General features: G+C 63.8%; 13 protein-coding genes. 9 read left to right on the forward strand and 4 right to left on the reverse strand.

The features are described 5' to 3' along the window. Positions 1 to 5 precede the first annotated feature (5 nt). Entirely contained in the window at positions 6 to 599 is a 594-nt protein-coding gene (locus CAG00_RS21350) for a nitroreductase family protein (RefSeq protein WP_075046033.1), read from the reverse strand. Between the two features lie 144 nt (positions 600 to 743). Between CAG00_RS21350 and CAG00_RS21355 the strand changes: the two genes are divergently transcribed. Then, a complete protein-coding gene (locus CAG00_RS21355) occupies positions 744 to 1,193 on the forward strand; it encodes a YcgN family cysteine cluster protein (protein WP_025340222.1) in 450 nt (149 codons plus the stop codon). A 41-nt stretch (positions 1,194 to 1,234) separates the two neighbouring features. Beyond that, on the forward strand, positions 1,235 to 2,443 hold the full coding sequence (locus CAG00_RS21360) for a hypothetical protein (RefSeq protein ID WP_085618063.1): 1,209 nt from the start codon (positions 1,235 to 1,237) through the stop codon (positions 2,441 to 2,443). Between the two features lie 240 nt (positions 2,444 to 2,683). On the opposite strand, the gene CAG00_RS21365 is transcribed toward CAG00_RS21360, so the two are convergent. Beyond that, complete coding sequence (locus CAG00_RS21365; protein ID WP_075046031.1) at positions 2,684 to 3,025, reverse strand: DUF2892 domain-containing protein; 342 nt, start codon at positions 3,023 to 3,025, stop codon at positions 2,684 to 2,686. Between the two features lie 273 nt (positions 3,026 to 3,298). Between CAG00_RS21365 and gabP the strand changes: the two genes are divergently transcribed. From gabP to CAG00_RS21395, 6 genes are all read left to right on the forward strand, one after another. Beyond that, the gene (gabP, locus tag CAG00_RS21370) at positions 3,299 to 4,696 is read left to right on the forward strand and encodes a GABA permease (RefSeq protein WP_025340219.1); all 1,398 of its coding nucleotides are present in this window, start codon (positions 3,299 to 3,301) and stop codon (positions 4,694 to 4,696) included. 379 nt (positions 4,697 to 5,075) lie between these two features. After that, positions 5,076 to 5,792 carry a GntR family transcriptional regulator gene (locus tag CAG00_RS21375; protein WP_085665278.1) on the forward strand — a complete coding sequence of 239 codons (717 nt, stop codon included), beginning with the start codon at positions 5,076 to 5,078 and terminating at the stop codon, positions 5,790 to 5,792. Positions 5,793 to 5,853: 61 nt separating this feature from the next. Beyond that, positions 5,854 to 7,173, forward strand: a complete 1,320-nt coding sequence (locus tag CAG00_RS21380) for an FAD-binding oxidoreductase (RefSeq protein WP_085665279.1) — start codon at positions 5,854 to 5,856, stop codon at positions 7,171 to 7,173. Positions 7,174 to 7,355: 182 nt separating this feature from the next. Then, the gene (locus CAG00_RS21385) at positions 7,356 to 8,684 is read left to right on the forward strand and encodes an MFS transporter (protein WP_075046027.1); all 1,329 of its coding nucleotides are present in this window, start codon (positions 7,356 to 7,358) and stop codon (positions 8,682 to 8,684) included. Between the two features lie 74 nt (positions 8,685 to 8,758). Then, complete coding sequence (locus tag CAG00_RS21390; RefSeq protein WP_085665280.1) at positions 8,759 to 9,661, forward strand: dihydrodipicolinate synthase family protein; 903 nt, start codon at positions 8,759 to 8,761, stop codon at positions 9,659 to 9,661. A gap of 2 nt (positions 9,662 to 9,663) precedes the next feature. After that, positions 9,664 to 11,154 (forward strand): aldehyde dehydrogenase, encoded by a 1,491-nt coding sequence (locus tag CAG00_RS21395; protein WP_025340214.1) that lies wholly within the window; start codon positions 9,664 to 9,666, stop codon positions 11,152 to 11,154. 168 nt (positions 11,155 to 11,322) lie between these two features. Here the strand turns inward: CAG00_RS21395 and CAG00_RS21400 are convergent, their stop codons facing one another. Further along, positions 11,323 to 11,793: an RNA methyltransferase gene (locus CAG00_RS21400; protein WP_025340213.1), complete on the reverse strand. Its 471-nt coding sequence runs from the start codon at positions 11,791 to 11,793 to the stop codon at positions 11,323 to 11,325. 72 nt (positions 11,794 to 11,865) lie between these two features. Beyond that, positions 11,866 to 12,237 carry a YajD family HNH nuclease gene (locus tag CAG00_RS21405; RefSeq protein WP_003259546.1) on the reverse strand — a complete coding sequence of 124 codons (372 nt, stop codon included), beginning with the start codon at positions 12,235 to 12,237 and terminating at the stop codon, positions 11,866 to 11,868. Between the two features lie 131 nt (positions 12,238 to 12,368). Between CAG00_RS21405 and CAG00_RS21410 the strand changes: the two genes are divergently transcribed. Continuing rightward, positions 12,369 to 12,647, forward strand: a complete 279-nt coding sequence (locus CAG00_RS21410; RefSeq protein ID WP_085665281.1) for a hypothetical protein — start codon at positions 12,369 to 12,371, stop codon at positions 12,645 to 12,647. The last annotated feature ends 107 nt before the right edge of the window (positions 12,648 to 12,754 follow it).

The following is a 12,754-nucleotide window of genomic DNA, read 5'->3' on the forward strand; positions in this document are numbered from 1 at the left end:
AAGGCTTACAGGCTGAAATCACCCTCGGCAGCCAGCTCGCTCAGTGGCTTGCGCGGGCTCGGTACTTCCCGCGCCTGCAGGGCTTCGTCCAGGCTGGCCTTGTCACCCAGCTTGCCAATCGCCACCATGGCATGCAGCACGTAGCCTTCCGGAACCTTCAACTCCTGACGCGCCAGTTCCTGGTCGAAACCGGCCATGCCATGGGTGTGCCAGCCGCTGATGCTGGCTTGCAGGGCCAGGTGCCCCCAGGCGGAACCTGTGTCGAAGGTGTGCCACAGCGCCGGCTTTTCTTCAGTGGCGCCGGGTGCCGCGAAGGTGGTCTTGGAAATGACCAGCACCAGCGCCGAAGCCTGTTGCGCCCAGCTGCGGTTGAACGGCACCAGCAGGTTCAGGTAGCGCTCCCAGTTCGGCGTGTCGCGGCGGGCATACAGGAAGCGCCAAGGCTGCGAGTTGTACGCCGACGGTGCCCAGCGTGCGGCTTCGAGGAAGCTCAGCAGGGTCTCTTCGCTGATCGGCTCGGCGGTGAAGGCACGTGGCGACCAGCGGTTGATGAACTGCTCGTTGATGGCGTAATCGGCAATGCGGGGGGTGGCGCTCATGGCGGCTCCTGCAAAAGGACGGGAAACGCGCACGCTACTGCGTTGCGTCGCGACTGACAAGCGGTCTGGCTTTGCCGAAGGCCAGGCTCTAGACTGGCGCCGCCGCGCGCCGTGGCCCCACGATGAATGCAGGAAACCCGTGTCATGATCGCTGAAAACGCGCCGTTCTGGCGGCGCAAGACCCTCGAACAACTCAGCCCGCAAGAGTGGGAGTCGCTGTGCGACGGCTGCGGCCTGTGCTGCCTGCAAAAGCTCGAGGACGAGGACGACAACAGCGTCTATTACACGCGCATCGCCTGCAAACTGCTGGATCTGCACACCTGCCAGTGCAGCGATTACCCCAACCGCTTCGCCCAGGTACCTGACTGCATCCAGCTCACCCCGGGCAAGGCCGACCAGTTCAAGTGGCTGCCGAGCACCTGCGGCTACCGCCTGGTCAGTGAGGGCAAGGACCTGCCGGCCTGGCACCACCTGGTCTGCGGCGATCGCCAGCAGGTCCATGAACAGCGCATTTCCCAGTCGGGGCGCATGCTCAGTGAACACGATGTGCACGAAGACGACTGGGAAGACCACCTGATCTTCCGCGCCAGCTGACCGGCGCGGCCCGCTGCCACGGGGAAACAAGGAGTTTCTGTATGCGTTGCCAGCTGTTGTTGCTGTTTGGCCTGATGGCCAGTTCGCCGGCCTGGGCGAAAAAGGTCGACCTCGACTACCAGGTGCGCCTGTTGCCGGCCAGTGGCCAGGCGGAGGTCCGCCTCACCTTGGCCGAAGGCAGTGCCGTGCGCAGCCTGGACTTCGACCTGGGCAAGGCCGGGGCCTACAGCGGCTTCCAGGCTGATGGCCAATGGCAACTGCAGGGCCAGCGCGGCGTGTGGCAACCGGCGGCCGGCAAGACCAGCCTCAGCTACCGCGTGCAGCTGGACCAGAAACGCGGCAGCGGCGCCTATTCGTCGCGCATCACCCCGCATTGGGCGCTGTTCCTCGGCGACCAGCTGGTACCGCCTGCGCGCCTCGACCAGCAGGATGGCACCGAGCTGGTGGCGCGGCTGGCGTTCGACCTGCCCGAAGGCTGGAAGAGCATCGAGACTTCCTGGCCGCGCATCGGCAAGGACAAGTTCCGCATCGACAACGTTTCGCGCCTGTTCGACCGCCCTACCGGCTGGATGCTCGCCGGCGACCTGGGTAGCCGCCGCGCCCGCCTGGGCGAAACCGACGTCACCGTGGCCGCACCGGTGGGGCAGGGTATGCGGCGCATGGACAACCTGACCATGCTGACCTTTGTCTGGCCGCAATTGCAGGCGGTGTTCCCGCGCAACCCGCCGAAGCTGCTGTTGGTCGGTGCCCGCGACGGCATGTGGCGCGGGGCGATGGCCGCGCAGGGCTCGTTGTACCTGCACAGTGCCCGGCCTATGGTCAGCGAGAACGGCAGCAGCCCGTTGCTGCGCGAAGTGGTGCAACTGTTTGCGCAGATCCATGGGCGTGACGGCAGTGACTGGCTGGTGGAAAGCCTGACCGACTACTACGCCAGCGAGTTGCTGCGCCGCTCGGGCGGGGTGAGTGACGACCGTTACCAGGCCTGGCAGGCGCGCCTGAGCAAGCAGGGCGCCAAGGTCACCCGGCTCAAGGGCGAGCATGCCACCCCGGCGCAGGTGGCGCGGGGGGTGATGTTGCTGCAGGCGCTGGACAAGGAAATCCGCATCCACACCCAGGCCAAACGCTCGCTGGACGATGTGGCGCGCGGGCTGATGCGCCTGCCCAGCGTCAGCACCGAAGACTTCATACAGATCAGCGAGAACGTGCTGGGGCGGCGCTCCGAGGTGTTGCAGAGCAAGGCGTTGCGCTGAGCACCTCTTTCGCCCGTACCGGCCTCTTCGCGGGTGAACCCGCTCCCACAGGTTTCTCGTTGCCCTGTAGGAGCAGCCTTGTGCTGCGAAGAGGCAATTACAGCCACAGACCCTCTTTGATCATACTGGCCCTTTCGAAGCACAAGGCTGCTCCTACAGGTAATGTACTGCCCTCAAGACGGTGCCGTCCCTGTGGGAGCGGGTTCACCCGCGAAGAGGCCGGCACAGGCAGTGCAAAACTCAACTGCCAGCCAACGGATCCTTCCCGGTCACCGTCACCCCCTGCGTCGCCGCGTCGGCACTGGCCCGCAACGCCTCCAGCTCCGCCGCACTGCGCTCGATGTCCGCACGCAGCCGCTGGTATTCCTGGCGATGCCGCTGCCACCAGGCCTTGGTCGAGCAATGCCCGCTGACACCGCGGGCCACCGCCAAACCTCCCACCACCATCTGCAGCAAGCCGACCAGGCCGCCATGGCGCATCCCCTTGCTGAACATCAGCGCCCCCCCGGCCAGCGAGCTGACCCGTTCCAGCCCATGAACATTGTGCTGCGACGATGCCGTCGCGGAATGGATATCGAGCATGGCAAGGCCTCCTCGTGAAGTGTAAGCAGCTGACCCGCTGGCCGCCGTCATCGTTCACTCGGTATGCCGAACGACATCCCCTGTCGCATAGAAGGCTCTGCCATGCGCCTTTCAAAGGAACCGATGTCACTTATGGTCAAGTCCGTGGCGGATCCAGTCAACTTGACCGCCCCCTCGCTGGCGTACCGTGACCGGGCGCGAAGCTCATCCACGCTGGGTTTCGATCCAGGAGCTTCACGTCCCCCCACAAAGAAAACAAAAGCAGGGATCAGGATGACAATGACAAGCGCGAGTGGCGCCAGCAATCAGCTGGCGCAAGGCTTCAAGCAACGCCATGTGACCATGCTCTCCATCGCCGGGGTGATCGGTGCCGGGTTGTTCATCGGCTCCGGGCACGCCATTGCGGCGGCCGGCCCTTCAGCCATCGTCGCCTATGCACTGGCCGGCGCGCTGGTGGTGCTGGTGATGCGCATGCTCGGGGAAATGGCCGTCGCCAGCCCCGATACCGGCTCGTTCTCCACCTACGCAGACCGCGCCATCGGCCGCTGGGCCGGCTTTACCATCGGCTGGCTGTACTGGTGGTTCTGGGTGCTGGTGATTCCCATCGAAGCCATTGCCGCCGGCGTGGTGCTCAACAACTGGTTCCCGCACATCGATGCCTGGTTCTTCGCCCTTAGCATGACCGTGCTGCTGACCGCCACCAACCTGTTCAGCGTGGCCAAGTACGGCGAGTTCGAGTTCTGGTTCGCCATGCTCAAGGTCATCGCCATCGTCGCCTTCATCGCCCTGGGCGCCGCAGCCCTGGCTGGCGTATTGCCGGGGCGTGAAGTCAGTGGCCTGCCACTTCTGCTGGAGCAGCAGGGCGGCTTCATGCCCAATGGCTGGACCGCGATCATCGGTGCCTTGCTGACCACCATGTTCAGCTACCTGGGCACCGAAGCGGTCACCATCGCCGCCTCCGAATCGAAAGACCCGGCGCGCAACATCGCCAAGGCCACCCGTTCGGTGATCTGGCGCATCAGCGTGTTCTACCTGCTGTCGATCTTCGTGATCATCTCGGTGGTGGCGTGGAACGACCCGCTGCTGCCGGTACAGGGTTCGTACCAGCGGGCGCTGGAAATCATGAACATTCCTTACGCCAAGCAACTGGTGGACATCGTGGTACTGGTGGCGGTGGCCAGCTGCCTGAACTCGTCGATCTACATTTCGTCGCGGATGCTCTACTCGCTGAGCAAGCGCGGTGATGCGCCAGGCTTCATCCAGCGCACCTCGAAGGTGGGCGTGCCACGTGCGGCGGTGATCGGCAGCACGCTGATCGGCATGCTGGCGACCATCGTCAACTACTTCGCCCCGGCCGAGGTGTTTGCCTTCCTGCTGGCCAGTTCCGGGTCGATCGCGTTGCTGGTGTACCTGGCGATTGCCTTCTCGCAACTGCGCATGCGCGCCATCCTGCAGCGGCAGAATGTCGAGATTGCCTTCCGCATGTGGCTGTACCCATGGCTGACCTATGCGGTGATCGGTTTCATCATCTTTGCCCTCGGCACCATGTTCGTCATGCCCAAGCACCGCATGGAGGTATCGCTGACCCTGGCGCTGGCCCTGGTGATCCTGGTGCTGGGGGTGATTACCAGCAAGCGGCATGCGCGGCGGGAGGCCTTGGCAACCGCGTGAAGAAATTTGTGTGAATGGAAGAGAGCCACCTGCCTGCAGGTGGCTTTTTTGTTTGTGCCGGCCCTTTCGCGGGTAAACCCGCTCCCACAGGGGTACCACTGTGCTCAAGTCCTGTGGTGATCCTGTGGGAGCGGGTTTACCCGCGAAAGGGCCGGCAAATTTTGCCCATTTGTCTGATATGGATAATTTTCTGCCCGGTTTGGCAATGCAGCCCCAAGGGGTGTTTAATCTCACCCTTGAACCCGCTGGACCCCCTGAAAACAAAGGCCCAGACAGATTTCACCGTTCATCGAAAATGCTGTAGACATATTGTCTAACAGTGCCCTATAGTCGTTATACAAATAGTAGACACAGCTCTATGACAACAAAGAAGGCCGCCATGAAAGCCACCGTCCAACCACTCAGTGCAGAAGTGCCGCAGGACCGCAAGGCCGTCCTCGCCGAAGCGCTGCGCCGCCGGATCCTCAGCATGGAACTGGCCCCGGGCGCGGTGGTGGACGAACTGGCCCTGTGCGACGAGTTCGGCCTGTCGCGCCCGCCAGTGCGTGAGCTGCTGCGCCAGATCGCCGCCGAAGGCTACATCGAACTGGAAGCCAACCGCGCGCCACGTGTCGCTGCCATGAACCACGAGTCGCTGCACAGCTTCTTCGTCGCCGCCCCGCTGATCTACATCGCCACCACCCAGCTGGCCGCCACCTATGCCAGCGCCGCCGAGATCGAAGTGCTCAAAGGTATCCAGGCCCTGTTCCGCCAGGCCATCGAAGAGCGCGACGTGGAAAACCGTGTGCTCTACAACGACGCCTTCCACCTGGAAATCGGCAAGATGGCGCACAACGACTACCTGCTGCCAAGCCTGCGTCGCCTGCTGATCGACCACACCCGGCTGGGCAAGATTTTCTACCGCCACCCGACCACCGATGACATGCAGCACGACCTCGAGATCGCCTGCGAGCAGCACGACCAGATGATCCAGGCCATCGAGCGCCGCGACCCGCAAGCTGCCGGCCAGCTGGTGCGCGAGCACTTCGAGCTGTCGCGCCGGCGCATGGCCGAGTACGCCGCGCCGCAAGGGCTGGATGTACCGATTCAGATATGAGTTACCAAGGTCAGGCAACTGGCGCTGACCACCCGTCGACAACAAGAACCAGGTTAGTGACATGACAAGAATTAGTTCGTTACCTGCCGATGATGCCACCTGTGGCTGGTATCACCTGAGCAAGCCCCGCACGCCAAGGCCGGCCCACAGTGGCCACAGTCAGGCGCGCTGGGTGGTGGTCGGCGCCGGTTTCACCGGCCTGGCTGCCGCACGGCAGCTGGCAACGAACTTCCCGGACGACGAGATCGTGCTGATCGAGGCCCAGGAGGTCGGCTTTGGCACCTCCGGGCGCAACGCCGGCTTTGCCATCGACCTGCCGCACGACATCGGCGCCGAGGACTACATCGGCGACATCGACATCGCCAAGACCATCCTCAAGCTCAACCTGGGTGGCCAGTCCTACATCAAGGAGCTGATCGAGCGCTACGATATCGAGTGCCAGTTCCGCCACTGCGGCAAGTACCAGGCGGCCGTCGAAGACCGCGGCATCGCCGTGCTGGATGCCTACCGCCGCGGTCTGGACAAGCTCGGCCAGCCCTACGAAGTGATCGAAGGCCGCGACCTGCCCGAGCACATCGGCACGCATTTCTACCGCAAGGGCCTGTTCACCCCCGGCACCGCCTTGCTGCAGCCGTCGGCGCTGGTCAAAGGCCTGGCCGACAGCCTGCCGTCCAACGTTTCGCTGTATGAACGTACGCCCATCACCGAGGTCGACTACGGCGACAAGGTAGTGCTGCGTCATGCCAACGGTTCGATCACCGCCGACAAGCTGGTGCTCACCACCAACGCCTTCGGCATGAGCTTCGGCTTCCTCAAGGGCCGCATGCTGCCGGTGTTCACCTACGGCAGCATCACCCGCCCGCTGACCGAGGAAGAGCAGGCGCGCCTGGGCGGCAAACCCTACTGGGGCGTGATCCCGGCCGACCCGTTCGGCACCACCATGCGCCGCACCGTCGACAACCGCCTGCTGATCCGCAACAGCTTCAGCTACAACCCCGACGGGCGCAGCAACCGCAAATACCTGGACCGCTTCGTCCAGCGCCACCGCGAATCGTTCGCCCGGCGTTTCCCGATGCTGCCCGGAGTGAACTTCGAATACACCTGGGGCGGTGCACTGGCACTGTCGCGTAACCACATGGGGTTCTTTGGCAAGTTGGCGCCCAATGTTGTCGGCGCAATGTGCTGCAACGGCCTGGGTGTTACCCGTGGCACTGTCACCGGCAAGTTGCTGGCCGACTGGCTGGCCGGCGACAAGAACGAACTGATCGAGTTCTTGCTCAACGCTCCCGGGCCTTGTGCAAACCCGCCGCAGCCCCTGGTTTCCCTGGGCTTGAACGCCAACCTGATGTGGGGGCAGTTCCGCGCTGGCAAAGAAAGCTGACCGCTGACCGCGTTGCAACTTTGAACACTTGATGCCGGTGGCGATTTAGCCGGCACGGGCACCCTTTGCCCGAAATTGATGATTGGCCAACAGGCCGGTCACCCGGGGCTGAACGCTGTTTTCAGTTTCGCGGGCACGCTCGCCTTGAATTTGTGCATGTAACAGAAGTGGCAGGAACAACAATGACAAGTCCAAATGTTTCGATTGAAGATGTACCGATCAACAACTTTCACCAGTTGCTGACCCTGCGTTCCGGTGGCGGCTCGTTCGTCGATGGCTATGTATTGAGCATCATCGGCGTTGCCATGGTGCAGATGTCGGCAGGCCTCAACCTGACCAGTTTCTGGCAGGGCATGATCGCCGCTTCGGCGCTGATCGGCATTTTCTTCGGTGGCTTCTTCGGCGGCTGGTTGACCGACCGCTTCGGCCGCAAGCGCGTGTTCTTCGTTGGCCCGACCCTGTTCATCCTGGCCTCGATCGCGCAGTTCTGGGTGGAATCGGCGATGGTCCTGTTCCTGCTGCGCTTCGCCATCGGCATCGCGGTGGGCATCGAATACCCGGTGGCCACCTCGCTGCTGGTGGAGTTCCTGCCCAAGAAGAACCGTGGCCCACGCCTGGCCACCCTGACCGTGCTGTGGTTCGCCGGTGCCGCCTGCGCCTACATGGTCGGTGAAGCGATCCTGCGCCACGGTGGCGATGATGCCTGGCGCCTGGTGCTGGCCAGTGCCTCGGTGATCGGCGCGCTGCTGTTCGCGATCCGTATAGGCACCCCCGAATCGCCGCGCTGGCTGATCAGCAAAGGCCGTTCGGCCGAAGCCGAGCAGGTGATCAAGCGCGTCTACGGCAGAGATTTCTCGCTGAAGAACCTGCCGGAAGAGCCCAAGACCCGCAAGCTGTCGTTCTTCAGCCTGCTGCACTCCGGCTACGGCAAGCGCATGCTGTTCGTCACCATGTTCTGGACCTGCTCGGTGATCCCGGTGTTCGCCGTCTACGCCTTCGCTCCGAAAGTGTTGGGTGCACTGAACCTGAAAGGGGACTGGGCCGCCATCGGGTCGGTCGCCATCACCTGCCTGTTCGTGGTCGGTTGCATCATCGGCACCCGCCTGCTGAACACCATCGGCCGCCGCACCACGCTGCTGCACAGCTTCTTCTGGTCGGGGCTGGCGTTGCTGGGCCTGGGCGCTTTCAGCAACGGCAACGAGATGCTGATCCTCGCCCTGTTCGGCGCCTACGCCTTGTTTATCGGTGGCGCCCAGGTGTTGCAGCTGGTGTACCCCAACGAACTGTTCCCTACCGAAATCCGTGCCGGTGCCGTTGGCGTGGGCACCTCGATGTCGCGGGTCGGTGCTGCGGTCGGCACCTGGCTGGTGCCCATCGCCCTCGATAGCTATGGCATCGGCGCCACCATGTATGCCGCCGCCGCGGTGACCTTCGTCGGCCTGGCCTTCTCCGTTGCCCTGGCCCCGGAAACCCGCTCGCTCAACCTGCAACAAGCGGCTTCGCTGAGCTGAATTCATGACGACCCGCCGCAGCGTCGATCCGCTGCGGCCTTTACAACACTGAGCAACGCACTGGAGAACCTACCGTGAAATTCGAAGGCATCTACACCCCGGCAATCACTCCACTGGCTGCGGACGGCTCGATCAACAAGGCGGCGTTCGCCGAGGTCCTCGAATACCTGGTCGAGTCGAAAATCCACGGCGTCATCATTGGTGGCTCCACCGGCGAGTACTACGCCCACACCACCCAGGAGCGCATCGACCTGGCCGCCCAGGCCAAGGACGTGCTGGCCGGCCGCCTGCCACTGATCGTCGGCACCGGTGGCATCCGCACCGAAGACGCCGTGGCTTTCGCCCAGCACGCCAAGGAAATCAAGGCCGACGCACTGCTGGTGGGCACCCCGCCGTACGCACTGCCGACCCAGCAGGAAATCGCCCTGCACGTCAAAGCCGTCGACGCCGCCGCCGGCCTGCCGATCATGCTCTACAACTACCCGGGCCGCATGAGCGTGAGCATGGGCGAAGAGTTCTTCGACGCCGTGGCCGACGTGAAGAACATCGTCGCCATCAAGGAAAGCTCCGGTGACATGGGCCAGCTGCACCGCCTGGCCATCCAGCGCCCGAACATCCAGCTGTCGTGCGGCTGGGACGACCAGGCCCTGGAGTTCTTTGCCTGGGGTGCCAAGAGCTGGGTCTGCGCCGGTTCCAACTTCATCCCGCGCGAGCACGTGGCCTTGTACGAGGCCTGTGTGATCGAGAAGGACTTCGACAAAGGCCGCAAGATCATGGGCGCCATGATGCCGCTGATGGACTTCCTCGAAGGCGGCAAGTTCGTCCAGTCGATCAAGTACGGCTGCGCCCTCAATGGCCTGAGCACCGGTGGCGTACGCAAGCCGCTGTATGACCTGGATGCGGCCGAGAAGCAGGAACTGCAGCGCGTGGTCACCGAACTCAAGCGCAACATCGCACAGATCACCGGAGGTGCCTGAAAATGGCCGATTTGCTGAGCAAGGAACAATACGCGGCCCTCGCCGCCGAACTGCAACTGCGTACCCAGGCGTTCATCGACGGTGAGTTCCGCGATGCCATCTCGGGCAACACCTTCGTCACCACCAACCCGGCCACCGGCAAGCAGCTGGCCGAAGTCGCCGCCTGCGACGTCAACGACGTGAACGTGGCCGTGGCCGCCGCCAAGCGCGTGTTCGAACAGGGCACCTGGTCGAAGATGCAGCCGAACGACCGCAAGCACGTGCTGCTGAAGTTCGCCCAGCTGCTGGAAGACAACGCCCACGAACTGGCCGTGCTGGAAGCGCTGGACAGCGGCAAGCCGGTCAGCGAGTGCCAGAACGTCGACGTGCCGGAAACCATCCACACCATCCGCTGGCACGCCGAGCTGATCGACAAGATCTACGACGCCACGGCCCCGACCGGCAATGCCGCCGTGACCATGGTGGTGCGCGAGGCCATCGGCGTGGTCGGCCTGGTACTGCCGTGGAACTTCCCGCTGCTGATGCTGGCCTGGAAGATTGCCCCGTCGCTGGCCGCCGGTTGCTCGATCGTGGTCAAGCCGGCCAAGGAAACCACCCTCAGCGCCCTGCGCGTGGCCGAACTGGCCCATGAGGCGGGCATTCCTGCAGGCGTGTTCAACCTGGTGCCTGGCGGTGGTCGTGAAGTGGGCGAGGCCATTGGCCGCCACATGGACATCCCGATGGTCAGCTTCACCGGCTCCACCGACACCGGCCGCCTGTTCCTGAAGTACGCCGCCGAGTCCAACCTCAAGCGCATCGTCCTGGAGCTGGGTGGCAAGAACCCGGCCGTGGTCATGAACGACTGCGAGGACCTGGACGAAGTGGCCCAGTTCGTCACCGCTGGTGCGTTCTGGAACATGGGCGAAAACTGCTCCGCTTCCTCGCGCCTGATCGTGCACAAGGATGTGAAGGACCAGCTGCTGGGCCTGATCGCCAAGCACCTGAAGGACTGGAAGCTGGGCGACCCGCTGGACCCGGACAACCGCCTGGGCGCCATGGTCAGCAAGTCGCACTTCGAGAAGGTCAAGTCGTACCTGGAATACGCCGCCGAGCACAAGCTCAGTATCGTCCAGGGTGGCGAGACCGAGGACGGCGTGTTCGTGCAGCCGACCATCGTCGACAACGTTGGCCGCGACAACAAGCTGTTCGTCGAGGAAATCTTCGGCCCGGTGCTGAGCGTGACCAGCTTCGAGACCATCGACGAGGCGATCGAGCTGGCCAACGACACCGTCTACGGCCTGGCGGCCTCGGCCTACACCGGCAGCCTGCGCAATGCGCTGCGCCTGTCGCGTGAAATCCGTGCGGGCGTGGTTACGGTCAACTGCTTCGGCGAAGGGGATGTCACCACGCCATTCGGTGGCTACAAGGAGTCCGGCTTCGGTGGGCGCGACAAGTCCATCTGGGCCCATGACCAGTACACGGAGCTGAAGACCATCTGGATCAACGCTTCGTGACCTGAGCAAGACCGGTGCTGTTCTGACGGAGTTCGGCACCTGGCCGCCCTGTGTTGTCAGTGCCGGCCTCTTCGCGGGTAAACCCGCTCCCACAGGGAATGCACAGTCTGTGGGAGCGGGTTTACCCGCGAAAGGGCCGGTCCTGCTGCCGCAGTGGCGGCCTTTTTACTACTTGAACTTGGGCCCCGAACGGGTATTCAGCCCCTTGGCCATGCGGTCATACAGCACCACATTCACCGTCGCTGCCAGGTTCATGCAGCCCTCGGTCGGAATGTAGATGGTCTCTTCGCACCACGCCCGCACATCGGCACTGAGGCTGCCGTCTTCCGGCCCGAAGATGTAGATGGCCCGGTCCGGGTGGGTGTATTCCGGCAATGGCCGCGCGCCTTCCACCAATTCCACGGCCACCGGCGTGCAGCCCAGCGGGATGATGCGCTGCAGGTCGTCGATGCCGATCAGCGGGATGTCGTAGTGCACGCGCTTGGTGTCGGTGACGAAGTCACGGGCACGCTCGTAGCGTTTGCCGGTGTAGAACACCGAATTGACGCCGTAGCAACCCGCGGCGCGCATCACCGAGCCGACGTTTTCTGCCGACTTGGGGTTGAACAGGCCGATGCAGCTGTATCGTTTGTTTGCCACGTACCGGGGCCCTTCGCGAAAAAAAGCGCGATTATACGGGCTGCCCGGTAGCAGCGGGGGCCGAATCGATGGTCAGTCTTTCTTCAGCATGCCCGCCAGCCCGGCGAACGGGTTGTGGGTGGCCTTGGCGATGCTCGGGGTGCTGGTGGAGCCTTCGCTGAAGTACTGCTGGTCGGTGTAGCGCGAGTGCTCGTTGTCGTGGCAGTACAGGCACAGCAGCTCCCAGTTGGAGCCGTCCTGCGGGTTGTTGTCGTGGTTGTGGTCGCGGTGGTGCACGGTCAGCTCGCTCAGGCGCTTGCCGGAGAACTCGCGGGCGCAGCGGCCGCAGACGTGCGGGTACATTTTCAGGGCCTTGTCGCGGTAACCCATTTCCTTGTCGCGCTTGGCATCGGCCAGGATGCGGTCCAGGCGCGCGGTGGCGGCGGCGGAAGAGGTGGAGCTCATGGTGTTTCCTTTGTTCTGATCAGGCAAATGACGGTTATGCATTGAGTCTAGCGCGCTTGCGGGGCAGGCGGACAGGCGAAAGCCGTGATTTAGGCGTAGCCTGTAGGAAGGTTCCCGACAGGAGGTTGCTGATGTTTCGCGCGATCCTCGTTGTGCTGTTGTTCGCCGGCCTGCCCATGGCCGAAGCTGCCAGCACGCCACCCCGGTTGAGCACGCCGGTGCCCGGTGCACCGGGTACGCCGACGCCTACGCCATATCCGCAGATTACCCCGAGTACGCCGCCCAAGGCCTATGACAGCCAGCCGGGGGCGCCCCTGTTGCCGCCGATGCCGGTGCCCGGGCCGCCGAAGGACCAGTCATTGCCGGGGTTGCGCCAGGATCCGCCGAAGCCGGCGGTGCAGGATGATTGAATTCAACCGGCCTGCACCGCCCCTTGTGGGAGCGGGCATGCCCGCGAACACCGGCGCAGCCGGTGCCAACTACCGCGTTGAATTCTTCGCGGGCTTGCCCGCTCCCA

Source organism: Pseudomonas sp. B5(2017), assembly GCF_002112825.1.
Classification (GTDB): domain Bacteria; phylum Pseudomonadota; class Gammaproteobacteria; order Pseudomonadales; family Pseudomonadaceae; genus Aquipseudomonas; species Aquipseudomonas putida_Z.

Bases quoted from the DNA above. Each gene is read 5' to 3' on its own strand.
- CAG00_RS21405 (WP_003259546.1), bottom strand. From the start codon at position 12,237: ATGAGCTCCACCTCTTCCGCCGCCGCCACCGCGCGCCTGGACCGCATC.
- CAG00_RS21350 (WP_075046033.1), bottom strand. From the start codon at position 599: ATGAGCGCCACCCCCCGCATTGCCGATTACGCCATCAACGAGCAGTTC.
- CAG00_RS21365 (WP_075046031.1), bottom strand. From the start codon at position 3,025: ATGCTCGATATCCATTCCGCGACGGCATCGTCGCAGCACAATGTTCAT.
- CAG00_RS21355 (WP_025340222.1), top strand. From the start codon at position 744: ATGATCGCTGAAAACGCGCCGTTCTGGCGGCGCAAGACCCTCGAACAA.
- CAG00_RS21410 (WP_085665281.1), top strand. From the start codon at position 12,369: ATGTTTCGCGCGATCCTCGTTGTGCTGTTGTTCGCCGGCCTGCCCATG.
- CAG00_RS21380 (WP_085665279.1), top strand. From the start codon at position 5,854: ATGACAAGAATTAGTTCGTTACCTGCCGATGATGCCACCTGTGGCTGG.
- CAG00_RS21360 (WP_085618063.1), top strand. From the start codon at position 1,235: ATGCGTTGCCAGCTGTTGTTGCTGTTTGGCCTGATGGCCAGTTCGCCG.
- gabP (WP_025340219.1), top strand. From the start codon at position 3,299: ATGACAATGACAAGCGCGAGTGGCGCCAGCAATCAGCTGGCGCAAGGC.
- CAG00_RS21385 (WP_075046027.1), top strand. From the start codon at position 7,356: ATGACAAGTCCAAATGTTTCGATTGAAGATGTACCGATCAACAACTTT.
- CAG00_RS21395 (WP_025340214.1), top strand. From the start codon at position 9,664: ATGGCCGATTTGCTGAGCAAGGAACAATACGCGGCCCTCGCCGCCGAA.
- CAG00_RS21375 (WP_085665278.1), top strand. From the start codon at position 5,076: ATGAAAGCCACCGTCCAACCACTCAGTGCAGAAGTGCCGCAGGACCGC.